Annotated in this window: 26 protein-coding genes and 1 pseudogene; 18 read left to right on the forward strand and 9 right to left on the reverse strand. The window is 37.5% G+C overall.

The window, feature by feature from the left end; all coding sequences use genetic code 11:
* Positions 1-20: 20 nt before the first annotated feature.
* From QNJ52_RS09580 to QNJ52_RS09590, 3 genes are all read left to right on the forward strand, one after another.
* Positions 21-659, forward strand: a complete 639-nt coding sequence (locus QNJ52_RS09580; protein WP_219493085.1) for a DUF2975 domain-containing protein — start codon at positions 21-23, stop codon at positions 657-659.
* Positions 660-670: 11 nt separating this feature from the next.
* Entirely contained in the window at positions 671-886 is a 216-nt protein-coding gene (locus tag QNJ52_RS09585) for a helix-turn-helix domain-containing protein (protein ID WP_219493084.1), read from the forward strand.
* Positions 887-1,076: 190 nt separating this feature from the next.
* Positions 1,077-2,477, forward strand: coding sequence for a dihydrolipoyl dehydrogenase family protein (locus QNJ52_RS09590; protein ID WP_101035889.1), 1,401 nt, complete (start codon positions 1,077-1,079; stop codon positions 2,475-2,477).
* A gap of 464 nt (positions 2,478-2,941) precedes the next feature.
* Here QNJ52_RS09590 and QNJ52_RS09595 read toward each other — a convergent pair whose 3' ends face one another.
* Entirely contained in the window at positions 2,942-3,142 is a 201-nt protein-coding gene (locus QNJ52_RS09595; protein WP_133445756.1) for a hypothetical protein, read from the reverse strand.
* 73 nt (positions 3,143-3,215) lie between these two features.
* On the opposite strand from QNJ52_RS09595, the gene QNJ52_RS09600 reads away from it, so the two are divergent.
* Positions 3,216-3,524 (forward strand): hypothetical protein, encoded by a 309-nt coding sequence (locus QNJ52_RS09600; RefSeq protein WP_041636178.1) that lies wholly within the window; start codon positions 3,216-3,218, stop codon positions 3,522-3,524.
* The gene (locus QNJ52_RS09605; protein WP_050742452.1) at positions 3,508-3,690 is read left to right on the forward strand and encodes a hypothetical protein; all 183 of its coding nucleotides are present in this window, start codon (positions 3,508-3,510) and stop codon (positions 3,688-3,690) included. Before QNJ52_RS09600 ends, QNJ52_RS09605 begins: the two co-directional genes overlap by 17 nt.
* A gap of 68 nt (positions 3,691-3,758) precedes the next feature.
* Here the strand turns inward: QNJ52_RS09605 and QNJ52_RS09610 are convergent, their stop codons facing one another.
* On the reverse strand, positions 3,759-5,075 hold the full coding sequence (locus QNJ52_RS09610) for a TrkH family potassium uptake protein (protein ID WP_219493082.1): 1,317 nt from the start codon (positions 5,073-5,075) through the stop codon (positions 3,759-3,761).
* Between the two features lie 133 nt (positions 5,076-5,208).
* Between QNJ52_RS09610 and QNJ52_RS09615 the strand changes: the two genes are divergently transcribed.
* Positions 5,209-5,532 carry a TIGR04104 family putative zinc finger protein gene (locus tag QNJ52_RS09615; RefSeq protein ID WP_219493081.1) on the forward strand — a complete coding sequence of 108 codons (324 nt, stop codon included), beginning with the start codon at positions 5,209-5,211 and terminating at the stop codon, positions 5,530-5,532.
* Positions 5,533-5,569: 37 nt separating this feature from the next.
* Here the strand turns inward: QNJ52_RS09615 and QNJ52_RS09620 are convergent, their stop codons facing one another.
* On the reverse strand, positions 5,570-7,117 hold the full coding sequence (locus QNJ52_RS09620; RefSeq protein ID WP_219493080.1) for an SLC13 family permease: 1,548 nt from the start codon (positions 7,115-7,117) through the stop codon (positions 5,570-5,572).
* A gap of 155 nt (positions 7,118-7,272) precedes the next feature.
* Here QNJ52_RS09620 and QNJ52_RS09625 point away from each other — a divergent pair, with 155 nt between their 5' ends.
* Complete coding sequence (locus tag QNJ52_RS09625; RefSeq protein WP_219493079.1) at positions 7,273-7,917, forward strand: metallophosphoesterase family protein; 645 nt, start codon at positions 7,273-7,275, stop codon at positions 7,915-7,917.
* Positions 7,918-7,957: 40 nt separating this feature from the next.
* On the opposite strand, the gene QNJ52_RS09630 is transcribed toward QNJ52_RS09625, so the two are convergent.
* Positions 7,958-8,188 (reverse strand): hypothetical protein, encoded by a 231-nt coding sequence (locus QNJ52_RS09630; protein WP_101153292.1) that lies wholly within the window; start codon positions 8,186-8,188, stop codon positions 7,958-7,960.
* Positions 8,189-8,344: 156 nt separating this feature from the next.
* Here QNJ52_RS09630 and QNJ52_RS09635 point away from each other — a divergent pair, with 156 nt between their 5' ends.
* The 6 genes from QNJ52_RS09635 (at position 8,345) to QNJ52_RS09660 (ending at position 13,801) form a co-directional block, all read left to right on the forward strand.
* Complete coding sequence (locus tag QNJ52_RS09635; protein ID WP_041636518.1) at positions 8,345-8,695, forward strand: ArsR/SmtB family transcription factor; 351 nt, start codon at positions 8,345-8,347, stop codon at positions 8,693-8,695.
* Entirely contained in the window at positions 8,685-10,748 is a 2,064-nt protein-coding gene (locus QNJ52_RS09640; protein WP_283722440.1) for a heavy metal translocating P-type ATPase, read from the forward strand. Before QNJ52_RS09635 ends, QNJ52_RS09640 begins: the two co-directional genes overlap by 11 nt.
* Positions 10,749-11,074: 326 nt before the next feature.
* Positions 11,075-11,344, forward strand: a complete 270-nt coding sequence (locus QNJ52_RS09645) for a hypothetical protein (protein WP_086039170.1) — start codon at positions 11,075-11,077, stop codon at positions 11,342-11,344.
* Positions 11,345-11,373: 29 nt separating this feature from the next.
* Complete coding sequence (gene yidC / locus QNJ52_RS09650; protein WP_101035894.1) at positions 11,374-12,096, forward strand: membrane protein insertase YidC; 723 nt, start codon at positions 11,374-11,376, stop codon at positions 12,094-12,096.
* A gap of 113 nt (positions 12,097-12,209) precedes the next feature.
* Positions 12,210-12,695, forward strand: a complete 486-nt coding sequence (locus QNJ52_RS09655) for a GNAT family N-acetyltransferase (RefSeq protein ID WP_283722442.1) — start codon at positions 12,210-12,212, stop codon at positions 12,693-12,695.
* The gene (locus tag QNJ52_RS09660; RefSeq protein WP_283722443.1) at positions 12,686-13,801 is read left to right on the forward strand and encodes an FAD-dependent monooxygenase; all 1,116 of its coding nucleotides are present in this window, start codon (positions 12,686-12,688) and stop codon (positions 13,799-13,801) included. The genes QNJ52_RS09655 and QNJ52_RS09660 overlap by 10 nt, the downstream gene beginning before the upstream one ends.
* Before the next feature lie 318 nt (positions 13,802-14,119).
* On the opposite strand, the gene QNJ52_RS09665 is transcribed toward QNJ52_RS09660, so the two are convergent.
* Positions 14,120-14,971: a helix-turn-helix domain-containing protein gene (locus QNJ52_RS09665; RefSeq protein WP_219493075.1), complete on the reverse strand. Its 852-nt coding sequence runs from the start codon at positions 14,969-14,971 to the stop codon at positions 14,120-14,122.
* Positions 14,972-15,330: 359 nt separating this feature from the next.
* Between QNJ52_RS09665 and QNJ52_RS09670 the strand changes: the two genes are divergently transcribed.
* Both QNJ52_RS09670 and QNJ52_RS11570 read left to right on the forward strand, forming a co-directional pair.
* Positions 15,331-16,863: a M4 family metallopeptidase gene (locus QNJ52_RS09670; RefSeq protein ID WP_219493074.1), complete on the forward strand. Its 1,533-nt coding sequence runs from the start codon at positions 15,331-15,333 to the stop codon at positions 16,861-16,863.
* A gap of 172 nt (positions 16,864-17,035) precedes the next feature.
* Positions 17,036-17,173: pseudogene (locus QNJ52_RS11570) on the forward strand (sigma factor-like helix-turn-helix DNA-binding protein); the annotation flags it as partial.
* A gap of 61 nt (positions 17,174-17,234) precedes the next feature.
* Here the strand turns inward: QNJ52_RS11570 and QNJ52_RS09680 are convergent.
* Together QNJ52_RS09680 and QNJ52_RS09685 are read right to left on the reverse strand one after the other, a co-directional pair.
* Positions 17,235-17,609 (reverse strand): hypothetical protein, encoded by a 375-nt coding sequence (locus tag QNJ52_RS09680; protein ID WP_283722446.1) that lies wholly within the window; start codon positions 17,607-17,609, stop codon positions 17,235-17,237.
* Positions 17,610-17,716: 107 nt separating this feature from the next.
* A complete protein-coding gene (locus QNJ52_RS09685; protein ID WP_283722447.1) occupies positions 17,717-18,271 on the reverse strand; it encodes a thioredoxin family protein in 555 nt (184 codons plus the stop codon).
* Between the two features lie 140 nt (positions 18,272-18,411).
* Between QNJ52_RS09685 and QNJ52_RS09690 the strand changes: the two genes are divergently transcribed.
* Together QNJ52_RS09690 and QNJ52_RS09695 are read left to right on the forward strand one after the other, a co-directional pair.
* Complete coding sequence (locus QNJ52_RS09690) at positions 18,412-18,894, forward strand: hypothetical protein (protein ID WP_101037597.1); 483 nt, start codon at positions 18,412-18,414, stop codon at positions 18,892-18,894.
* 141 nt (positions 18,895-19,035) lie between these two features.
* The gene (locus QNJ52_RS09695) at positions 19,036-20,265 is read left to right on the forward strand and encodes an aminopeptidase (RefSeq protein WP_283722448.1); all 1,230 of its coding nucleotides are present in this window, start codon (positions 19,036-19,038) and stop codon (positions 20,263-20,265) included.
* Between the two features lie 64 nt (positions 20,266-20,329).
* On the opposite strand, the gene QNJ52_RS09700 is transcribed toward QNJ52_RS09695, so the two are convergent.
* Both QNJ52_RS09700 and QNJ52_RS09705 read right to left on the reverse strand, forming a co-directional pair.
* Entirely contained in the window at positions 20,330-20,971 is a 642-nt protein-coding gene (locus QNJ52_RS09700; protein WP_283722449.1) for an HAD family hydrolase, read from the reverse strand.
* A complete protein-coding gene (locus QNJ52_RS09705) occupies positions 20,971-22,011 on the reverse strand; it encodes an NADH:flavin oxidoreductase/NADH oxidase (RefSeq protein WP_219493069.1) in 1,041 nt (346 codons plus the stop codon). The genes QNJ52_RS09700 and QNJ52_RS09705 overlap by 1 nt, the downstream gene beginning before the upstream one ends.
* Before the next feature lie 168 nt (positions 22,012-22,179).
* Between QNJ52_RS09705 and QNJ52_RS09710 the strand changes: the two genes are divergently transcribed.
* Positions 22,180-22,938: an NUDIX hydrolase gene (locus tag QNJ52_RS09710; protein WP_211517740.1), complete on the forward strand. Its 759-nt coding sequence runs from the start codon at positions 22,180-22,182 to the stop codon at positions 22,936-22,938.
* Positions 22,939-23,038 lie beyond the last annotated feature (100 nt).

Here is a 23,038-nt window from a genome sequence, read left to right on the forward strand (position 1 = left end):
AGAAGTAAGAGGTGTCGATTATGAATGAAAATAGTGTGGGTCGTTTTAAAGGATTGTTAAAGGTGATGGATATCATTTATCTCATTGGTATCGTGCTGGCAGCCATAGGAACTGTTGTCTTAGCTGGACTCACGATACTTATTTCTACTTTATCAGAAGAAACTTTAAACAAGTTCCTACAAGCAGATAACTCCAAAATAATGCTGAGTATTGGCGGTGTGGATTATGAGTTCACTAAAAGTTTTATAGGAGAGCAACTCGCAGTTAATAAAGGCCTTCTGATTAGTTTATTGATTATTGCAATATTAAATGCTGTTATATTCTTATTGATGATGTGGTTTGCAAGAAAATTAATCCATGCGTTTAGTAAGAATGAAGTATTTAGTAATCGTAATGGCAAATTTATTGAGACAATCGCGATACTGTTTATATTCGTAGGGCATTCATATAAAATGATGGTTACACTGATCAGTGTATTTATTGATAAATCACTGAACTTATCTCATTATTTAATAGATACAGATGTCATCAATAAAGTGAGTTATAATTTATTTAATTTAGATTGGAATGTTATATTAATTGCAGTGACAATCTGGTTTATCGGAAGAGCGTTCAGATACGGGGCCTACCTTCAAGGTGAATATGATGCAACAGTTTAGGAAGTGACGATATGATAATAGTGAGATTGGATAGAGTGATGGCAGATCGTAAAGTGAAGTTAAATGAACTATCCGAGATGGTAGATGTGAGCGTTGCAAATCTATCGAACTTAAAGACCGGAAAGGTGAAAGCCGTGCGTTTCTCTACGCTTGAAGCTATATGTAAAGCGCTAGATTGTCAACCGGGAGATTTGTTTGAGTATGTGGAAAATGATTCAGGTAAATAATTTATAAAAGACTATATCGCAAGCGAGCTTGTGGTGTAGTCTTTTTGTTGGGATTAGCATTTGATATAAATGAGACGGTGCGTAGTGTTATTGCGAAACAATGAATCATACCCTTTGTTTTAACTTAATCGTAAGTGTTATTATATTAGTATGATTAAGAACAATAATATAAAGTTGAGGTGGGGAATATATGAACAATAAACATTATGATGTGATTTATATCGGAAGTGGTCATGCAGCATGGCACGGCGCACTTATCTTGAACCAGATGAAGAAGCGTGTAGCGATAATTGAAAAAGATAAGATTGCTGGTACGTGTACGAACTATGGGTGTAATCCTAAAATCTTATTAGAAGGGCCATTTGAAGCGATTGAGTCTCTCAAGCATTATGGTGATATTGTAGATACGCTCCCTCAAGTGAACTGGTCGAAGTTAATGGATTATAAACGCGAGACGATTAATCCGATGCATGAAGGATTGGAACAAATCTTCAAAGATCAGGGCATTGATATTATCAAAGGTGAAGGGCTGCTGAAAGATGCACACACGGTGAGCGTTGATGGAACAGAATACCACGCGAAATTCATCGTGCTTGCAACGGGACAGCGCAGTCATGTACTAGATATTGAAGGTAAGGAACTCATGCACAACAGTACCGACTTTATGGAGCTGGATACGTTCCCTGAACGCATCACCTTCCTGGGCGGTGGTTATATCAGCATCGAGTTCGCTTCAATTGCTGCGAAGATGGGCAGTGAAGTATCGGTGATTGGTCATTCTGATACTGTGCTGAAGCAGTATCATCAGCCATATGTACAGAAACTGGTCAAGAAGCTGGAAGATGAAGGTGTGACATTCCATCTGAATATTGATGTCAATAAGCTTGAACAGACAGAGGATGGTTTGAAGTTCACTGACGACAAAGGCTTTGAACTGTATACAGATTACGTTGTAGATGCAACAGGACGTGTACCGAATGTGGAAGGTATCGGATTAGAGCAAGTGGGTGTGGATTACGATAAGCACGGTATTAAAGTCAACAAGTTCATGCAGACATCTGTGCCAAATATCTATGCAAGTGGAGATGTCGTTAGTAAGAAAACACCTAAATTAACACCGACGGCAACATTCGAATCAAACTATATTGCGCTCAATATACTAGGTAACGATGCGGATAAGAAGAAGTTCCCGTTAAAAGCATTGAAACTCTTACCGATTAAATATCCTGCAATCCCGAATGTGGTGTATTCGCTGCCAAGAATCGCGCATGTGGGGATGACCGTCGAGGAAGCGGAACGTAAATCAGGGTATAAAGTGAAAACTATTAAATTTGGGGAACAGCTGGAATTTCAGTATAAACACGAACGTGATGCGGAAATGAAGGTTATCCTTGATGGAAGAAATAGATTAAAAGGTGCGGTTATCTATGGCAGTGCCGCAGACGATCTTATTAATATGCTCACACTGATTATCGAGAAGAAGATGAGTGGTCGAGAAGTAAATAAGCTGATTGTTGCATTCCCGAGTGCATCAAGTGGTGTTATCCAACTACTAGGTATGCATATGATGGGCGTTGATATCGATTTATAAGAAGTGAACCTCACTCAATTTTGAGTGAGGTTTTTTAAGGACCACTTTGAGAGATAAAGCGGTTGTTTGGTGTGCAAGATGGCCCGTGTTTATTATTTATGAGCCATTTTGAGAGATAAAATGGTTGTTGAGTGTGCAAGATGGCCCGTGTTTATTATTTATGAGCCACTTTGAGAGATAAAGCGGTTGTTTGGTGTGCAAGATGGCCCGTGTTTATTATTTATGAGCCACTTTGAGAGATAAAATGGCTGTTTGACGTGCAAGATGGCCCGTGTTTATTATTTATGAGCCATTTCGAGAGATAAAGCGGCTGTTTGATGTGCAAGATGGCCCGTGTTTATTATTTATGAGCCACTTCGAGAGATAAAGCGGTTGTTTGGTGTGCAAGATGGCCCGTGTTTATTATTTACGAGCCACTTTGAGAGATAAAGCGGCTGTTTGGTGTGCAAGGTGGCCCGTGTTTATTATTTACGGGCCACTTTATCTTGGTCAGGTTCATTGCGCATAAATCTTCGCATATTTAAGGTGAAAGCTACAAGTAGAATGATTGCCATAGAAGCCCAGCTGATGATACCACGTATCTCATAGTCCATAAGGATTAAGATGATATTCACGATAGCCAGAATGATGACAAGCATGATAAATGATTTTTGAGATTTTTTCATAATATCTCTCCTTTCCCTATATTTTACTATAATTATACATCTGTTAAAATAAATGAGAAAGGGATGATTGATATTGAAAGAGAATATTGTATATCATATTCTTGCTATTATTTTAAGCATTGCCTTCTTGGCGCTATACTTTTATGTTATGGGTACACTATATTCTGCCGATGTATGGCGATTTCCGTTGATAATCTTAACACTCTACTTTATCGTTGCGTTCTTTAGCTATCCTTTTATCGCTCTTGATGCCAGTGCATTTGCACTCAAGATAAAACCGATTCGTTCTTTAGTGCAGGTGGGTGCTTTTATCATTGCGCCAATACTACTAATCAGAAAAATCATTGTTAGGAGAGGACATTCTTATGAAAAAGATATTTAAGACGATGACCAATAATGCCTCAATTCCACTGAAGTTAAAACTAACGAAGGGGTTGTTTCCTCGAACAGCCGAAGTACTGGCAGAAGTTGATCTTGAAACTGGAGAGGTAACGTTTAAAGTGTCAGAAGAAGATTTAATAAGAATTAAGAAAAATATTGAAGATTAATTTTTAATGTTAAAAAAGAGAAGAATTTTGAAGTTCTTCTCTTTTTTGATGCAAATTTATAATATTATCTACCCCGTCAGTACATCTTCTTTCGGATACGTATAGAGCGCTTTCTGTGGTTTAGAGAATGTCAGCACGATGGTTAATACACCGATCTTACCAATCATCATCATCAGAATAATGAGCAGCTTTCCGATAACAGAGAGTTTCGCTGTGATGCCCATCGTCAATCCGACTGTGCCGAATGCTGATATGACTTCGAACATTACTGCAAGGAATGGCAGATCAGGCTCTGCGATAACAAGCGCCAAAGTGATGATAAATATAAAGGTAGAGCTCAATACGACAATTGCGAAGCTTTTAAAAAGATTTTTAGTATCGATGGCTCTTTTGAATAAATTGATTTGTTCACGTTGTTTAATATAACTGATTGTCCCGAAGAAGATAACGACAGCTGTCGTCAACTTAATCCCGCCGGCAGTTGATGTCGATCCGCCTCCGATAAACATGAATAGCATCATCAGTAAGATGGTCGGTGTTTGTAGTGCACCAATATCTATAGTATTAAATCCTGCTGTTCTTGTCGTAATAGCCTGGAAGTAAGCCATCTGAAACTGATCGAACGTATTATGGCCACCGAGCGTCTTAAGGTTATTCATTTCAAGTAAATAGATGGACAGTGTCGCGAACGCATTAATAATGATTGTGCCGAATATCATGATTTTCGTATGCAGCCTAAGATGACTAAACTTTTTTTTCTGGTAGAGATCAAGAATAACAGTAAATCCTAATCCTCCAAGAATGATCAATGTAGTGATAATAAAGTTAGTTAAAGGATTTGTCTGATATTGCACGAGATTATCACTGTGAAGTGCAAATCCGGCATTGTTAAATGCGCTTACCGCAGTAAAGAAACTATTGAATAATCCACGTCTAATCCCGAGCAAAGGGACCCATTCAAGTGCCAGCAGTACAGCGCCGATTGACTCGAATAGAAGACTGATCAGTAACAGTGTAAGAACAAGACGTAATATGCCGCCTAAGTTTTGCTGGTTCAAAGCTTCCGTAGCCAATGAACGGCTTTTCAGTCCTACCTTACGACCAAGCATGATAAAGACGATCATCGCTAATGTGATGATCCCGAGTCCGCCAGCCTGTACAAGGATCATAATGATAATATGACCAAATGTATTGAAATTTGCTGTAATATCTATCGTTGCAAGTCCTGTCACCGTAAATGCACTGGTTGCAATAAACAGACAGTCAATAAATGATGTTGGCTGTCTTTGTGCTATCGGAAGTGCCAGCAGCAATGTCCCGATAGCTAAGAAGATGATGAACGAACTGATAATCACGAGATATGGATTACTTTTTTTCTTTTTCACTTAGAAACCTTCTTTAATATTTGATAGCAATAGAGTACATGATAAAGATATAAATTACAATATACATCTATCTTTATTTATTGTAAAAAATTAGATATAATACAACAGCTAGTAAGTAGAGAGGGAGATTGATTTGAATCGATGTAAGAAGTGCAATTATCCTTATCGGTATGAGGATATGTTTAAAGCATCATGGCAGCTCTTTACCAATGTTAAAGTGCCGTGTCCAAAATGTGCGCATACTCATTATATATCTGAGAAACAGATTGCTAAGATTTATCTGCATCTTTTTGTAGTAAATTTAATAATAATGATGGCAGTTAATCTATTTCATCTGCATTCGTATGTATTACTTACGTTATATATCGTTTCTCTTGTTTTATTGATCATCTTCTTTCCGTTACTTCATAGAATTACAGAATATCCTGATAGTTTCTCAAGTAAGTCTATTCAATAGAAGAATAAAAAATAAGGAACGGAATTGCTTCCGTTCCTTATTTTAATGAAGCTGGAAATGGTGTAATATCGAAGCCGAAGACGATTGGCAGCAATACCATCACAGCAATAACGATAATGACACAGCTGATTAGGTTTAACCAGAAACCGGTAGTTGCCATCTCTCGAATCGTCACTTTACCTGTTCCAAACACGATAGCATTTGGAGGTGTACCTACTGGTAACATAAATGCACAGTTCGCACCCATCGCAGCTGGGACCATTAATGCGAGTGGATGTACATCTATTGATATTGCAAGTGCAGCAAGTAATGGCAAAATCATTGTTGCAGTTGCTGTATTTGATGTGATTTCGGTTAAGAACAGTACGAATAAGACAGTGATCGTGATGATCAGGATAATCGGTAATCCTTTTAGCAAAATCAGCTGATTGCTCAGCCACGCATCGAGTTTACTTGTGGTAATTGCATTTGCTAGCGCTAATCCTCCACCAAACAATAGCAGCACACCCCATGGGATTTCCTTTGCAATCGACCAGTCAACGATGCGGCCTTGCTGGCGTTTTGTCGGAATTAAGAATAATAATATCGATATGAACATTGCAATTGAACCATCCTGAATCATTTTGAGGGCAGGGATATTCACGAATACGAACCCTCTAATAATCCATAAGAATGCTGCAAACAAGAAGATACATAAGATGATAATTTCTTCTCGTGTAATCTTTCCTAACTTGTTCAGTTCACGTTCAATGACCGCTTGACCTCCTGGTAATTCTGTCATATCTGTCTTAAACGCTACATAGTTTAAATATGCCCACGTAAGTAATAAGAGGACGATAACTGAAGGGACACCAACGAGCATCCATTGTCCGAAGCTGACTTCATATCCGAATATTGCTTTCATCTGACCCGTAAGCAAAATAAGTGGCGGTGTTCCAATCAATGTCCCCAGTCCACCTATCGTACCTGCATAGCCGATTGCGAGCACAAGTGTCTTCTCGAACTTCTGTAATGATTCTGATGCATTATTCTGACTGAGCACTTCGGCTTCTTTGATCAATGCCAGTCCAATCGGTATCATGATCATAACCGCTGCGGTGTTAGAGACGAACATACTCATTACGCCCGTTGCCATCATAAATCCAAGTATAATTTTAGAAGTTGTTGTCCCGATTTTATTGATAATATTCAGCGCGAGCCTCGTATGCAGATTCCATTTCTCCATAGCAATCGCTAAAATAAAACCTCCTAGGAATAAGAAGATAATATCATTACCATAGTTTGCCGCGACTTTGTTACCGTCCATAATCTGACCCATCGGAAATAAGACAAGTGGTAAAAGTGAGGTTATTGGAATTGGAATCGGTTCAGTAATCCACCACGTTGCAATCCACAGTGTTGAGGCAAGGACAAAGCGTGCAGCAGGTGTTAAACCTTCTAACTGGATAAGAAAATTAAATAAGAGGAATAACAATGGACCGAAAATTAAACCAATCAGTTGAACTTTCGTATACCCTGGTGTTTGATTTTTCTTAGAAAAGAATTGCAGATAGCTTGCAGATACGATACTTTCTCTCATAATCATTCACATCCTTCTTTGTTTATTCAATTCCAATTGTATCAAAATCGGAAAGAAAATTGTAAGGGGTTTCATAATTTATTTCAATATTTTCTTTAGATTTTTCGGCGATTGAATTATAATCAGTAACTACTAATCTTTTTATTATGGGGATGGCAAAGATGAATTATTTTATTGTTGGAGATGTACACGGTTGTTTCTTTACCTTGAAGAAAATCATGAAGCACTGGAAAAAAGGCGAAGAACAGCTTATCTTTGTCGGAGACTATATTAACAAAGGCTGCAATTCGAGAGATGTAGTCTATTATATTAGAAAGCTGTGCAATATGTATCCGGATACGGTGTGTATTAAAGGGAACCATGAATATAAGATGGTACAGTATATGATGCAGCATACACCAAAGTCAGAGATGAAAGAAAACTACAGAAGGACGCTCACACATTATCCATTGAAAAAATTCGACAGGGATATTGAGTGGATGCATCGTTTACCGCTTTATTATGAAAATGAGGTACTGTATGTATCACATGCCGGCGTAAACTGGCTGAACTTTAGAAAGTTTAGCACAGAGAGCAGTTGGTGTGTACTGCGCTACCGTGGAAAGTTGAAGCATATGCATAAGCTGCAGGTGATAGGACATACGCCGACAGAAAGTGGTAAGCCGGAGTATGATAAGAAACGTAATATACTCAACATCGATACAGGTGCGGGGAACTATGAGCACCTATGTGCAGTGCGTATTAATAAACACGGCAAACTGGTAGATAGTTATTTGGAGAAAATTATGGATGAAGATAAATATTAAATAGTAAAAAGCACCTGACGTGTCAGGTGCTTTTTACTATTTAAATATTCGTTCTTTCAAGCGGAGTAATTTTGACGATTTTATTTAGATTGATTGCACTATTATGTTCCCCGTCATTGATTGGAAGGAAACCTGTTTCGTTACGGTCACATTTTGTGATGAAGTTATTGTACGCAATCTTCTCATCTGTTGAGAAGAACTCGTAATGATAAACCGTTTCATTGTTGTCCAGCTTAATCTCAATCTTTAAATAATTACTACTTGATTCCATTATGGATAAAACTCCCTTATTTATTATTTGTTCATCAATAAGATTCCCGTAGTAAAAAGATATAAACATAACATTCAAATCATTGTTTGAATGTTACGTTTGTTATATAATATATTCAAATATATATTTGAATGAGGTGGATGTGTGAGTAATGATATGTGTGATGTTTACTTATTTGATGAACATAAAGTATCACGTGTAAAAGCGAATATGGAGGTTGTTGACTTAGCGCCAATGCTTTCGATTTATAAGGCATTAGCTGATAAAAATCGTTTGTCAATCTGCTATAGTTTGCTGCTTGAAGAGAAATTATGCGTGTGTGATCTGGCAAACATTATCGGCGCGACTGTCGCTACGACGAGTCATCATCTCAGATATTTGCTTAAATCACATATTGTAAGCGTCGAAAAAAAGGGTAAGAATGCATTTTATGAACTGAAAGATGATCATATTAAGACGTTGATAAGAACAGCGTTAGCACATGGAGATGAGGACGATGAAGAATAAAGAAGTGTATCGCTTAGAAGGTTTGTCATGTACAAATTGTGCAGCGAAATTTCAGGATAACGTGAAGGCAATTCCAGGTGTAGAGGATGTCACTTTAAACTTTGGTGCGGCCAAGCTTGAAGTTACTGGAGATGCATCCATTGAGGCGTTAGAAGCGGCAGGTAAATTCGATAACATCAAAGTGAGACCGGCCCATATTAAACGTGTTAACAAAGTTCCTTTCTATAAGAAGAGAGAGAATATACCGTTTATATTATCGGCAATTATATTTTTGATTGGGATGCTATGTAGTCTGAACTTTGGTGAGGATCATACAGTAACGCGTGTTGTGTTCATCATTGCGATATTGGTTGGGGGTTACCATCTATTTATCGAAGGAGTAAAAGGTCTGTTTAAATTGAACTTTGATATGAATGTACTGATGACGGTTGCTATCATTGGTGCAGCGCTAATTGGTGAATTACAAGAAGGCGCGATGGTCGTTGTACTCTTTGCGATAAGTGAAGCGTTAGAAGGGTACGCGATGGAGAAATCCCGTGCAGGTATCGCTTCGCTTATTGATATCTCGCCAGACGTTGCGCTTATAGCACGTGAAGGTAAGTTTATTGAAGTGGATGTAGACAGCATTATGCCTGGTGATATCGTCAAAGTACTGCCTGGTAAGAAAATACCAGTAGACGGTGTTGTAACCGATGGACAAAGTAATATTAATCAGGCGAGCATCACTGGAGAAAGTATTCCTGTACATAAGCAGGAGGGAGACACTGTGTATTCAGGTACGCTGAATGAATCCGGTCAGTTGACAGTCCGCGTAACTAAACGAAATGATGAGACGAAACTTGCACAGATGATTCATCTTGTAGAAGAAGCGCAGAGCGAGAAAGCGCCGACCCAGAAGTTCGTCGATAGATTTGCGAAATATTACACTCCGATTATTATGCTGATTGCATTAATGGTTATTGTGGTACCACCGCTCTTTGGAGGCGATTTTAATCACTACTTATATCAAGGGTTGTCAGTGCTTGTTGTTGGATGTCCTTGTGCACTTGTAATATCCACGCCAGTAGCAATCGTAACAGCGATTGGACGCGCAGCAAAAGAAGGGATGCTCATTAAAGGTGGCGTGCATCTCGAGAACGCTGGACATATTAGCACCGTTGCTTTCGATAAGACAGGAACTTTGACGAAAGGAACACCTGCTGTTGTATCAAGAAGAGATTTTGAAGCAGATCAGAAGGATGACATTATCTATACACTTGAAAAAGAGGCTGGACATCCACTCAGTCGTGCCGTCGTCGACTCGCTTGAAGTGCGCACGCTCGTTCCTGTAACCGATTATGAAGTGGTTACTGCTAAAGGTGTAAAAGGCGTATTCGATGGTATTGAATACCGAATTGGGCAACGTTCTTTCTTTGATTTATCTGATGATGCACAAAAAGAAATAGAAAACATGCATGAAACAGGTGCAACGATGGTGCTCTTTGGAACAGTCAATCGAATTTACAGTGTGTTCTTTATTAAAGATACACTGAGAGAAGAAGCAGAATCAGTCATTCGTACCCTTGAACAAATGAACATTGATACTGTCATGTTAACAGGGGATCATAAGTCAGTTGCTGAAACAATCGGCAAAGAAATCGGATTAACACAAGTACATGCGGGATTATTGCCTGAAGATAAACTGGATATCATTAAAGATTATCAGCAACATGGACGTGTTGCGATGGTTGGAGATGGTGTTAACGATGCGCCCGCACTCGCTCAAGCTGACGTCGGTTTCTCGATGGGCGGGGCCGCAACAGATACCGCATTAGAAACAGCGGACATTGCATTTATGAAAGATAATCTTGACGATTTACCCCGTGTGATTCAACTGAGCAAACGTACATTGAAGATTATTAAGCAGAATATCACGTTCGCACTTGGCTTAAAGCTACTTGCGATACTACTCGTGATTCCAGGATGGCTCACATTATGGATCGCAATATTCGCGGATATGGGTGCAACGATATTAGTGACCCTGAATAGTTTGAGATTGTTAAAAAGAAAATAAGAAGAACGTGCGATCTTAGGTGATCGCACGTTTTTTATATTGAGTGAGTGTTTGAGGAGAACTCGAATGTCCCATTATCGGCCACTCGCGTACAAAAGTGAGTCTGAATGTCCCATTATCGGCCACTCGCGTACAAAAGTGAGTCTGAATGTCCCATTATCGGCCACTCGCGTACAAAAGTGAGTCTGAATGTCCCATTATCGGCCACTCGCGTACAAAAGTGAGTCTGAATGTCCTATTATCGGCCACTCGCCGATAACATAACTATCACCTTTCAACCAAATTATGATATTCTATCTATACTAATATAAAGAAGGGGTGAAGTGATGGAGTTATTGATCAACTTATTAACTGAAGATTTACTGTGGAAGTATATTTTCTTTAAATTACTCTATTTAATTCCATACTTCACTGCCTTTTTATTCTTACTGATTCACACGATTGCACATGTTAAAGTAAGTGCAGAGTGGATTGAAGTCAGAAAGATTAAACATAAAGTAACGTATACGTATCTATTGATTTCCAAAACGCTAATATGGCGTATTAAGTGTCTGTCCAGACAGTCCGATGAGGTAGCGGCATCTCCTATATATTAATTTCACATTAATATATAGGAGGACATAAATTGAAAAAATTCACAGTTTTACTCACAGCATTATTATTACTACTTACAGGGTGCGCGCCAAAAGAGGATGGTCTATTTCATCAGTCGCTGGTGGAGCCATTTGCGCAGTTGATAAAATATTTTGCGAGTTTCTTTGATGGAAGCTACGGTATGGGGATTGTACTTGTTACGGTCTGTGTACGGCTTGTACTCATGCCGATGATGCTGAACGCAACGAAACGTCAGAAGGTTATGCAAGGCAATATGAAGCTTGCTCAGCCTGAGATTAAAAAATTGCAGGATCAGATCAAAGTTGCAAAAGATGAAGAGGAGAAAGCACGACTATCACAAGAACTTTTAAAAGTTTACAGCAAATATAATGTAAATCCATTAAACATGGGCTGTCTTCCGGTCATCGTACAGATGCCGATATTGATGGCGTTATATTTTGCGATAACGCATAGTAAGGATATTGCAACTCAAAGTTTTCTCTGGTTTAATCTGGGGAGTCCAGATATCATGATGATGGTGATTGCAGGCGCATTATATTTCTTGCAGTCTTGGATATCATTGCAATATATGCCGGAAGCAACGCGTAAACAAATGCGACCGATGATACTGATGAGTCCGATGATGATTATCTTCGTCAGCTTCCATTCACCAGCAGCACTGCCATTATATTGGTCTGTCGGTGCAGTCATCTTAATCACCCAGCAATATATATCGAATAAACTTTATAACTAAGTAACTTAAACGTCGTCTGATTCCATTTCTGGCGACGTGTCTCTTTGCTCAAAAAAGCATTTATATAATGGATGATGTATAATGAAATTATATTATGAGAATCAGGTGAGCGTATGAACAGTGCTATGACAATCAGTTATCAATTACAGTCAGAGCGGTTGATAATTGATGCTTTATGTGCACAAAATTTAGAAGAAGTGCTGTCGAACTATAAGTACGATAGCAAATATATTCAAGAAGTTTACAAACAGCATATGATGCCAGGACGTATCGGTTATGGGACGTGGTTATTGAAGCTGGAGGATACTTTCATTGGTGAAATCTCCCTCAGTGGACCACCGAGATGGCATCATGAGATAGAAATCGGCTACCACATACGCTGTAACTATAGACGTAACGGCTATGCTTATGAAGCGATAAGCTGTCTTATAGCGCATTTAACACAACATCATGACAAACTGACGATTAAAGCATCGGCACTAATCGATAATACAGCATCTCAGCGCTTGCTTGAGACGTTAGACTTTATATGTACGAGTATAGATGATAGCTATTATTATTATGAATATGAATTTAATGGAGTGATGACATGCGTATAGGAATCATTGGTGCGGGTATCGGTGGTTTAACCGCAGCGATATTACTAGAACGTCTTGGACATAGCGTAGAAGTACTAGAAAAGAGACACGTATTAAAACAAGAAGGTGTAGGTCTTGGTATCGGTGAAAACGCGATACGTGCACTTGAACGTTATGATATTGCTGAAGATATAAAAAGAGACGGCAATATTTTGATTGAAGCTCAGCTAAGAGATGCGAACGATACATATTTAAATCGTGTGATCTTTAATAAAGCTGGAGAAGATAATATTACGATACAGCGCAGTTCACTGCATAATATACTACGTTATCATTATAAAGGGAATGTAAGATTGATTAAAGAGGTCGTCAAGATTACAGACTTTGATGCAGGAACAATTAAAATGAATGATGGTACTAGCAACCAGTATGATCTCATTATTGCAGCGGACGGGCTGCACTCTCAAGTGCGCAGACAGATGTTTCCAGGTAGTGAGGCGAAGTATCAAGGATATACATGCTTTAGAGGAACGAGCGTGAATCCAGGGCTGAACGACAAGACAGCGTTAGAATACTGGGATGCGCGTGGCAGATTCGGGATTGTTCCTCTGGGAGATAATGAAGTCTACTGGTTTTTATGCATTAATGCCCTTGAACGGGATACAGAATTCAGAAACTATAATCTGAAGAAGTTAAAGCGATACTTTAAAGAATTTCCTCATGCAGTGACTAATGTTTTAGACAACACAGTCGGAGATCCATTACATCATGATATATATGATATTGAACCGCTTAAGACATTTGTAAAAGGACGTGTCGTATTACTAGGGGATGCAGCACATGCAGCGACACCTAATATGGGACAAGGTGCATCGCAGGCCATTGAAGATGCAGTATGTCTCGTCAACCAGTTAGAACAATACCCATTGAAAGAAGCACTTGCAAATTATGACCGATTAAGTGTTCCGCATACGAAGAAAGTCATACTGAAGTCCCGTAAGATAGGGAAAGCTGCTCAAAGTGAATCGCAGCTGTTTATTCAATTACGTAATAAAGTCGTAAAAAATATTCCTGAATATGTCTTGAATAAGCAGACAGAATTTCTGAATAGAAGACCATTAAATTGAAATAAGAACGTCGTGTTACAAAGATGTGAGCAACACTCCAGAAGTTAGATTTGAAAATCTTAACTCTGGAGTGTTTTGTTTGTAATCACACGTTATTTGTATAATAAATAAGGCTAATTAAACGATTACCGATTGAAATCTAAAAAATGATAACAGTTAATAATTTAGAAGATATTTTGAAATATTATATGTTTGAAAATATATCTGATGTAAGGACAGTATATCCTCTATCTATTTTGACTGAGCAAATAGTATTGAATTCCATGACATGGTTGGTAGCGTTTATTATTTTCATTTCAATTATATTGAAGGTGCAAATTATAATCTTTTCAAATTACATATAATTTTTTCAAGATTTTCTGTAGTTTTATTTTCACCTTTTTTTATGCTGAAAAATAAGGCCGTCTCTATCTCTTTCATATCTACGAGTGATAACAAATTAAGTTTCATTAAAGCAAAATATTTATAGAAAACTAGTTGAGGATAACAATAGGTATTATTATTCACGAAGACAAATTCTATAGCTGTGCATGAAATATCATACATCTCTTTGTATTCTTCAAGCTGAAAGAGAAGCCTTAGGTAATTATATGCAACCTTGAATAACAAATCCTCATATACATTACTTGTTATCGCAATTCTATAACCTTTCAAGAAATACTCTTTAGCTTTCTCTGGTTGATTATTTTCCATTGACATAATCCCCAAGCTATTTAGAGTTCTTATCTTAAGATTATCCTCCATAGTGTCACTGTGTTCAGAGTAAAAAATATTTAATTTTTCTAATGAATTACTATTTCGTGTATAGTTTTCTGTTACTAATGATATATACATAATATATATAGAGTCATTAAAGCTTAATTTTTCTTTATCTATCACGCTAATAAGATTTTGTATTTTACCATATTCTCTAATTTTCAATAAATAGTCTATACGTTCCTTATCTATTAAAAATTCATTTTCTATTCTTTTTGTTCTATTTTCATAGACTAGATCATCTAAAGAAACTTCCAATTTCTCAGCAATCTTCACTAGAAGACTTGCTAAAGGTATAATCTCGTCTTTCTCTATCTTGCTGATTTGACTTTGAGTGCATATCCCATCTGATAGCTCATGTTGAGTCATATTAAGTTGTTGACGGCGATTTTTAATTCTTTTTCCTATTTTCATAAATTAACCCTTTCTTATTATATAGATATACATTATATTATATATTATATGAATATATACAATATTACTTAGAATTTTACTTTAAAATATTAGAAAGGAGAATAAAAATGAAAAAAGTCTTTAAAAATACAAGTTCTTTACTTATATTTGCAAGCAGCGTAATAATTTTAAACTTTGATAACCTTCCTGAGTGGCATCTTTGGTAGGAACCCTTTGGAAAAACTCTCTAATAATCTATTAGTTCTATTATAGAATTAATAGATTATTTTTTATATTCAAAAAATATATTGAAATATTCAAGTTTGAATATATAATAAAGTTAGTAATAAATTTTATAATTTAAAGAAGAGGTGTTTTTAATGAAAAAGAGTAAACTAGGTACTATTGTTCTTTCAACAGCAATAATTTCATCTGCTCTAGGCATCGCTGATACACATGAGGCTCAAGCTAAGAATCAAAGTTTTAAGCAACTTGACGTAAATGGAAATATTCAATCAAAGAAAGAAGTAAAAACAATTCTCAAAGATCTTCCGGGTTATAAAAATTTGAAGAAGAATTATAAACAATATGAAGTAACAAATGTAGAAAAAGATAATTTAGGTTATGTACATTACACTTTACATCCCAAATCAAAAGGAAGATTTGCTACAGACCAAGAAATTAAAGTACATACAAATGACAAAGGTGAGGTTGTACTTGTCAATGGTGCTATAGACGCTAAGACTATTGCACCTACAAATAATGTTAATATCGACAGTAAGACTGCTATCTCTGAAGCATTTAAATCACTTTCTATCAATGAAGATAAAGCAGATAACCTTGGAGATAAAGTCATTAAAAGCTCCAATGTTGTTATTGATGGAGATAAAAATAAACTAGTATATGATATAGAAATTACTACTGTATCTCCTAAAGTTGGACATTGGAAAGTGAAAATCGATGCAGATAACGGACAAGTATTAGAGAAGCTGAATCTAATTCAAGAAGCTGCTGCTGTAGGAACTGGTCGTGGCGTACTAGGAGATACTAAAAGTATCAATATCAATAGTATCAGTAAGGGTTATGCTTTACAGGATGTGACAAATAAAGGACAAATATCTGCTTATAGTCTGAATCAGTATAATGGTAGTGCCAATCTTATTACAGACTATGACAAGGTTTTCGATAGCAATAATCAGCGTGCGGGAGTAGATGCTAACTATTATGCTGCTCAGACCTATAAATTCTACAAAAATAGATTTAATCGTGAATCTTATGATAATAATGGTAGTCCAATTAATTCTATTGTCCATGTGAATAATTATGGTGGCCGAGATAATACAAATAATGCCGCTTGGATTGGCGATAAGATGATTTACGGTGATGGGGATGGTAGAACTTTCACAGCCTTATCAGGAGCAAACGATGTTGTTGCACATGAGATTACGCATGGTGTTACTCAACAAACTGCGAACCTTGAATATTATGGTCAGTCAGGTGCATTGAATGAAAGTTTCTCTGATATCTTTGGTTATTTTGTAGATCCTAACGACTGGTTGATGGGAGAAGACGTATATACTCCAGGACAATCAGGAGATGCATTGAGAAGTCTGTCAAATCCAGGTGCCTTTGGACAACCTGAAAATATGAGTCAATATGTCAATACGCAGTCAGATAATGGTGGTGTCCATATCAATTCAGGAATTCCAAATAAAATTGCATATAACACCATCCGACAACTAGGGAATCAAAAATCTGAACAAATATATTATCGTGCACTCACACAATACCTAACATCTAATTCTAATTTCTCTGATGCTAAAAATGCACTTGCACAGTCTGCATATGATCTTTATGGTCAGAATGATGCTGATATCGTTTGGAATGAGTGGAGTAAAGCTGGAGTACAGTAGGATAACAGTATTTTATCGAGTAGAAAAACACTTCATTTTTTTAAATAAAGTGTTTTTTTAGTTTAATTTTTCTAAACGTTGATTGTAAACTAAGCTAGATAACTAAAAAAGTCCTCTGTGCTAAACTCATTGTGTATTTCCGACCAAAGAAAACATAAGGAGTGAGTACAGAATGACCTCTAACCATCTTAACACGGATGAATTCACATTCATAGAATCATATTATCATCAAAATCTTTCGGCAAAAGAAATCGCAAATAGATTGAAACGCTCAAGACAGACGATTCATAGTATTGAAAATTATACAAAAATCACTTTACGTACAAAATTTAATAATCCCCCAAATTTTATTTGGGGGATTATTATTTTCATTATTTCAACACTTCAAAGAATGTTATCAGAAACTTAATCTTACCGCGATACTCATAGTCGTTAAAGATATAAGGCATCACTGTTTCTGGAGGCACTGGGTTTTGTTCGATTGCATAATCAATATTATCGAAATAGTTCTCGATATCGATAATGTTCAGTTTGGGTCCGTTCTCTTTAAATAAGTCATAATCACCAATCTGGTCCTTATATTGATCCAGTCCTTCGTGATATGCATATGCGATTTGCAGTAAGTTATATTTAATGCTCTTGAATTTGCTGCCGAAGTTATAGTTAAGTTCAGATGTACTAAGCTGTTTAACTTGTTCTAATAGTTCGTTTCGTGAGTTCTTTACTTCATCATATAAATTATTCATAGCTTCACCTCTTTTAATATATATCTATATTCCTATATACCCTCGAATTCAATATTTATTACACAAAAAAACAGTTTGAGTATTATTTTCTCAAACTGTTGTCGTGATTATAGATGAATGAGGCGTTCTACGATAGAGTTGTAGATTTCCTCCCAGAATTCTGGTGTGCTTTTATATTTTTCGTGGATTGTGTGGTGCACTGTTTTTTGTTTCTCTTCAAAGTCTGGTGCATCTTTACTAGGTAGGTCCTGGCGTACTTCTGTGACATAGTCCTGGACAACTTGTGCTCGTGGACCCCACACAGCATATTGATGGTCTGTAGCGTCAAGGAATACGAAGATTGGAATCGAACGTGCAGTGCCATTTGTTAAGTATTGATCCATGAGCTCAAGATTATCATCTCGTAATGAGAAACGCAGATCAATACTTGCTGCTTCAGCGATGCGCATGAGTACTGGAATATTGACCATTGCATCCCCGCACCAGTCTTCTGTAATGACGATTGCCTTTAAATCTTTATCTTTAATTTCTTGTAGACGTGCATCATCTGGTACTTGAAAAGCATTATATATCTCAAGCATTTCATCTTTATTGACCTGCATATGCGCTAAGTATTGTTCAAGTGTTAAACTATTATCGTAATGCGTTTTAAGTGTTGTCATGACGTTCATCCCCTTTAGTTATTATAATTGTATTATAACAATATAAGAATTGTCAGACAAAACTAACGCTCTAGAAGTCGAAAGAATAAACTAATATTTTATGTTATTATAAAGAAAATAAATGAGGAAAGTGGGCGCTCATGAAGAAATATATATTTACAATTATTGGACTGTTTATTATCTTCGTTTCCGGCATGCTCGTTTATAATTATTGCACGACTCCAGATAATGATCTAAGTCAGGAACGCATCGGAAACTATATGTTACATCAGCATCGTAATGTACTACTAGAAAGTTTTAAAGAAGATGATAATGCGAAAGTGGAAGGTAAATCATTTTATCGATCAGATGCATTGCCTGGTCTGATTATTAGCGTATCGAATAAGAAGCAACAGATAAGTGCGCTTATCTTATATCGCAATGATAAATTGTACACGGAACGTAATATTGGCATCGGTGACTCGAAAGCACAAGTGATTGAGGCTTACGGTACGACATATAAGAAATCAATACTGAATAACCGTCAGACACAGTATCATTATATGGATAAAGAAAATCACATAGGTATGAAGTTTATCTTTAAAGATAATAAGGTGAAACGTATCGAATTATTTGATGCTTAATATAAGTATACCGGAACAGCTGTTGGTGAAAAAACTCATAGTTGTTCCGGTATTTTTGTTAATAATCGATACTTTTCTTTTTTGTTTATCTTTCATTCGGAAACCGATATAATGGAAATAATAGAATGGAGGAGACAGGTTATGAATTATATTGAAACAGTAGAGAAATATGCACAGACCGTTGTGACAGTAGGTCTGAATGTACAACCAGGGCAGACATTGGTCATCAATTCAGATATCGATGCGATCGACTTTGTCAGAGCAGTAACGAAAGCGGCATATGAACGTGGGGCGCATAACGTCATTCAAAAGCTGACAGATGGGCCATCACGTCAGCTAGACTTTGAATATGCACCTGTAGAAGTATTCGAAACGGTGAAGCAGTATAAGATAGACGAAGTAAACGACTTTATCGAGCAGAAGGTCGCACATCTACGTATTTATTCACAGACCCCTGAGTTATTGAAAGATGCAGCACCTGATAAGATTGCAGCGCTTGCTAAAGCGAGTGGTGAGATGAACAAAGACTTCGCACGTGCAGTAGGGCGTTATGAGTTCTCATGGTGCATCGTGGCATTCCCGAATGACAAGTGGGGAGAACTTGTATTTCCAAAAGAAAAAGGAGAGGCAGCAAAACTTAAGCTGCTTGATGCGATGATTAAAGCGGTACGTGTGGACAAAGAAGACCCTGTTCAGGCATGGAAAGAACATAATGATAATTTGAATGCACGTGCAGAAAGGTTAAATGAACTGAACTTCGATAAGCTTCATTATTATTCTGAACGTACGGATGTTGAAATTGGTTTGACGAAAGGACATCGATGGTTAGGTGCGAGCACGAAGAATGCAGATGGTGTTGAAATTCAAGTGAATATGCCGACAGAAGAAGTATTTACATCGCCGGATTATCGCCGTGTTAACGGGGTTATCGGAAATACTAGACCTCTTGCATATCAAGGTGCAATTATTGATGATTTTAAATTAACGTTTAAAGACGGTGTCGTGACAGACTTCGAAGCTGGACAAGGTTATGAAGTGCTGAAGAACTTATTGAATAACGATGAAGGTGCCAGACGATTAGGAGAAATTGCGCTTGTGCCAGATGATTCTCCAATCTCAAATTCTGGAATTCTGTATTATAATACGTTATATGATGAAAATGCATCGTGCCACGTTGCATTAGGACGATCATTTCCGAATGCGATAGAAGGCGGAAAAGATTTATCAAAAGATGAGTTATTTGATAAAGGATTGAATCACTCACTCGTACATGTAGACTTTATGATGGGCAGCAGTGATCTGAATATCGATGGTGTCTATGAAGATGGATCAACAATTCCTGTCTTTAAAGATGGGAACTGGGTTATCTAATACGAAGAACCCGAACATTGCATTATGCAGTGTTCGGGTTCTTTTTGGAATAACATTATTTAGTTTAGAGAAGCACATCCAGCAAGTAATCCACCGTTGCAATTGTGTGTGTTGGCTTTGCCGCCTTTATTTCTTCTGCACTCCCATAACCATAGAGGACACCGATACTATCGATATTATTTTGATGAGCACCATTGATATCATACATACGGTCACCAATCATCACTGTCTTATCTGGATTTAACTGATGGGTACTCATAACTGTCGCAATCACTTCTGCTTTATTCGTGCGTGTGCCATCCATATTGCTGCCGACAATTTCATTAAAGTAACCATCAAGTTTGAAGTGCTGTAATATCGGAATTGCGAAATCAGTCGGTTTACTTGTCGCGATGAAGAGTTGCTTCCCTTGTGCTTTAAGTGCCTGCAGCACAATTTCAATTCCTGCATATACTTCATTTTCGTACATGCCTTTATCGCTGAAATAAGTTCTATAATGCTTAATTGCAGTAGCGTTATCTTCATCTTGCAGGTTATAGACCGTTCTATAGCTTTCATGTAGAGGTGGTCCGATGAATGGGATAAGCGCACTGTTATCTGGCGCTTCAATATTCATCTGTTGTAAAGAATAGATGATGCTGTTCGTAATTCCGATATAAGGATCGGTTAATGTACCATCCAGATCAAAGAGTACATAATCGTACATTAATGAATCCCTCGTTCGTATTGTTTTGGAATTTCGACATCATCTCTTAAAGATTTCACCGCATGAATTGCCCAATAAGGATCATTTAGCATGCCACGTCCGATGGCAACCATATCGATATCATCATTGTTCAGCACCATTTCAGCAGTTTCTGCATTATCCAGCATGCCTACTGCGATGACAGGTATGTTGAATCTTTCTTTAAATGCACGTGCGAATGGCACTTGATATCCTGGATAGTTGCCTGGCTTTTCTTTGCCAGCGGGTGCCTCTCCACCTGTTGAAATATGGAAAACATCGACACCTGCTGCTTGATAAGCTTCAGAAATGTGCAGTGCATGTTCTAAGTCATAACCGCCATCCATATATTCACGAGCAGAAATTCTGAAGATGAGCGGCATTCCTTCAGGCATAACAGACTTAACCGCTTGTATTACTTCGCATCCGAATAGAGATAAGTCTTTACCGTATTCATCCGTTCGCTTGTTAATTGAAGGTGAGTGAAACTGGTGAATGAGATATCCGTGTGCACCGTGAACCTCAATCGCATCAAATCCCGCTTCAACCGCACGTCTCGCACTTTCTTTATACTTATCCACCATAACCTTTACTTCTTCCGTTGAAAGCGCGCGAGGGTAACGTATTGGACCGAACTTTGTCGGTTCATCGAGCGGTGTTTCTGAGCTTGAGACAGGTGTCTCTATATGTGTCGCTTTACGTCCTGCATGTGCGATTTGAATTGCGGCTTTAGCACCATTATCATGAATTCCCTGGACGATACGTTGATAAGCTGGAATTTGAGCATCATCCCATAATCCAAGACAGTGATCGGTAATTCTGCCGTCGGGTTCAACATTTGTCATTTCCACAATAATCAGTCCTGTGCCTCCAACAGCACGAGAAGCATAATGTATATGGTGCCAATCTGTCGGTGTGCCATCTTTCTTTTCAACAGAATATTGGCACATCGGAGGCATAACGATACGATTTTTAAGTGTCAGATCTTTTATTTTTATATTTGTATTTAATTTTGTGTTCATTTGAATCACTCCTTATATGTGTATTTTATACTGAATAAATATAGAATTCGAATATTTGAACTGTTAAATATATATTTGATGCCGTAAAAATTTCACTTGTGAAATGAAATTTTATATGGATTAATGTATGATAATGGTAAACGAAGAAGCAGGTTAGGAAGTGTAGCGATGTTTGAAGTAAAGACTGAAATTAGAATTATTCCTGATGGTTATGAATCTACGAATGCTTATTTTCATAACCACGTACTTAACAATTATCTAGAACTCGGTGTCAAACTGATCGGTAGATGGGTGAATGATGATTATACTGTAATCACCGAAATATGGGGTTATATTGATGAGCAGCACTACCGTGAATTCTTTGAAATGCGCAAGAAAACAGTGCACTACAAAAACAGTCTTCCAGAAAAGCTTGCAAACGATAAGTGGATCATCTCTAAGAAGGAAATGATCATCCATCCTACAGGAGATTACAAACAAGATTTACATCTCGTATCAACCAATGTTTATGTAACAAATGATAAGAATGAAGTACTCCTTGTAAGAAGCTTACATCGTAGTGATACATTAGAATTACCAGGGGGACGTCTGGATAAGGGTGAAGATGTAATCCAAGGTGCAATACGGGAAGTCAAAGAAGAAACGGGACTCGATGTAGAGATTACAGCGTTGCTTTACACATCACATAACAAAACAACAGGTGTAATCAATTTTACATTTCAAGGGCGAGTGACAGGAGGCGTACTAAAAGACGCACCAGAAGAGACGGTAGACGTCGCGTTTTATCCTGTGACAGCAGCCAATATCGATCAGTATGTCACACTTCCATTTCAGAAGCAGCGTCTGCTGAAGGCGATGGACTTACGCCAGCAGCAATTTGATCTATTTGAGAATAGACCATTTAAGGTACTTACAGCCTTTCAATAAAATCAAAAAGACACCCGGAAACAAACCCCGTTTCCTAGTGTCTTTTCATGATTTTATTTGTGTCTGAGCGCTCGTGTCACGACCTGTTGACGGCGTTCCA

This window comes from Macrococcus sp. S115 (assembly GCF_030067655.1).
Lineage (GTDB): Bacteria > Bacillota > Bacilli > Staphylococcales > Staphylococcaceae > Macrococcoides > Macrococcoides psychrotolerans.

What these genes read in the sequence shown, in the direction of transcription:
- QNJ52_RS09580 (WP_219493085.1), top strand. Translation starts at nt 21, where the DNA reads ATGAATGAAAATAGTGTGGGTCGTTTTAAAGGATTGTTAAAGGTGATG.
- QNJ52_RS09585 (WP_219493084.1), top strand. Translation starts at nt 671, where the DNA reads ATGATAATAGTGAGATTGGATAGAGTGATGGCAGATCGTAAAGTGAAG.
- QNJ52_RS09590 (WP_101035889.1), top strand. Translation starts at nt 1,077, where the DNA reads ATGAACAATAAACATTATGATGTGATTTATATCGGAAGTGGTCATGCA.
- QNJ52_RS09595 (WP_133445756.1), bottom strand. Translation starts at nt 3,142, where the DNA reads ATGAAAAAATCTCAAAAATCATTTATCATGCTTGTCATCATTCTGGCT.
- QNJ52_RS09605 (WP_050742452.1), top strand. Translation starts at nt 3,508, where the DNA reads ATGAAAAAGATATTTAAGACGATGACCAATAATGCCTCAATTCCACTG.
- QNJ52_RS09620 (WP_219493080.1), bottom strand. Translation starts at nt 7,117, where the DNA reads ATGATTATGAGAGAAAGTATCGTATCTGCAAGCTATCTGCAATTCTTT.
- QNJ52_RS09625 (WP_219493079.1), top strand. Translation starts at nt 7,273, where the DNA reads ATGAATTATTTTATTGTTGGAGATGTACACGGTTGTTTCTTTACCTTG.
- QNJ52_RS09630 (WP_101153292.1), bottom strand. Translation starts at nt 8,188, where the DNA reads ATGGAATCAAGTAGTAATTATTTAAAGATTGAGATTAAGCTGGACAAC.
- QNJ52_RS09635 (WP_041636518.1), top strand. Translation starts at nt 8,345, where the DNA reads ATGTGTGATGTTTACTTATTTGATGAACATAAAGTATCACGTGTAAAA.
- QNJ52_RS09640 (WP_283722440.1), top strand. Translation starts at nt 8,685, where the DNA reads ATGAAGAATAAAGAAGTGTATCGCTTAGAAGGTTTGTCATGTACAAAT.
- QNJ52_RS09645 (WP_086039170.1), top strand. Translation starts at nt 11,075, where the DNA reads ATGGAGTTATTGATCAACTTATTAACTGAAGATTTACTGTGGAAGTAT.
- QNJ52_RS09655 (WP_283722442.1), top strand. Translation starts at nt 12,210, where the DNA reads ATGAACAGTGCTATGACAATCAGTTATCAATTACAGTCAGAGCGGTTG.
- QNJ52_RS09660 (WP_283722443.1), top strand. Translation starts at nt 12,686, where the DNA reads ATGCGTATAGGAATCATTGGTGCGGGTATCGGTGGTTTAACCGCAGCG.
- QNJ52_RS09665 (WP_219493075.1), bottom strand. Translation starts at nt 14,971, where the DNA reads ATGAAAATAGGAAAAAGAATTAAAAATCGCCGTCAACAACTTAATATG.
- QNJ52_RS09670 (WP_219493074.1), top strand. Translation starts at nt 15,331, where the DNA reads ATGAAAAAGAGTAAACTAGGTACTATTGTTCTTTCAACAGCAATAATT.
- QNJ52_RS09680 (WP_283722446.1), bottom strand. Translation starts at nt 17,609, where the DNA reads ATGAATAATTTATATGATGAAGTAAAGAACTCACGAAACGAACTATTA.
- QNJ52_RS09685 (WP_283722447.1), bottom strand. Translation starts at nt 18,271, where the DNA reads ATGACAACACTTAAAACGCATTACGATAATAGTTTAACACTTGAACAA.
- QNJ52_RS09690 (WP_101037597.1), top strand. Translation starts at nt 18,412, where the DNA reads ATGAAGAAATATATATTTACAATTATTGGACTGTTTATTATCTTCGTT.
- QNJ52_RS09695 (WP_283722448.1), top strand. Translation starts at nt 19,036, where the DNA reads ATGAATTATATTGAAACAGTAGAGAAATATGCACAGACCGTTGTGACA.
- QNJ52_RS09700 (WP_283722449.1), bottom strand. Translation starts at nt 20,971, where the DNA reads ATGTACGATTATGTACTCTTTGATCTGGATGGTACATTAACCGATCCT.
- QNJ52_RS09705 (WP_219493069.1), bottom strand. Translation starts at nt 22,011, where the DNA reads ATGAACACAAAATTAAATACAAATATAAAAATAAAAGATCTGACACTT.
- QNJ52_RS09710 (WP_211517740.1), top strand. Translation starts at nt 22,180, where the DNA reads ATGTTTGAAGTAAAGACTGAAATTAGAATTATTCCTGATGGTTATGAA.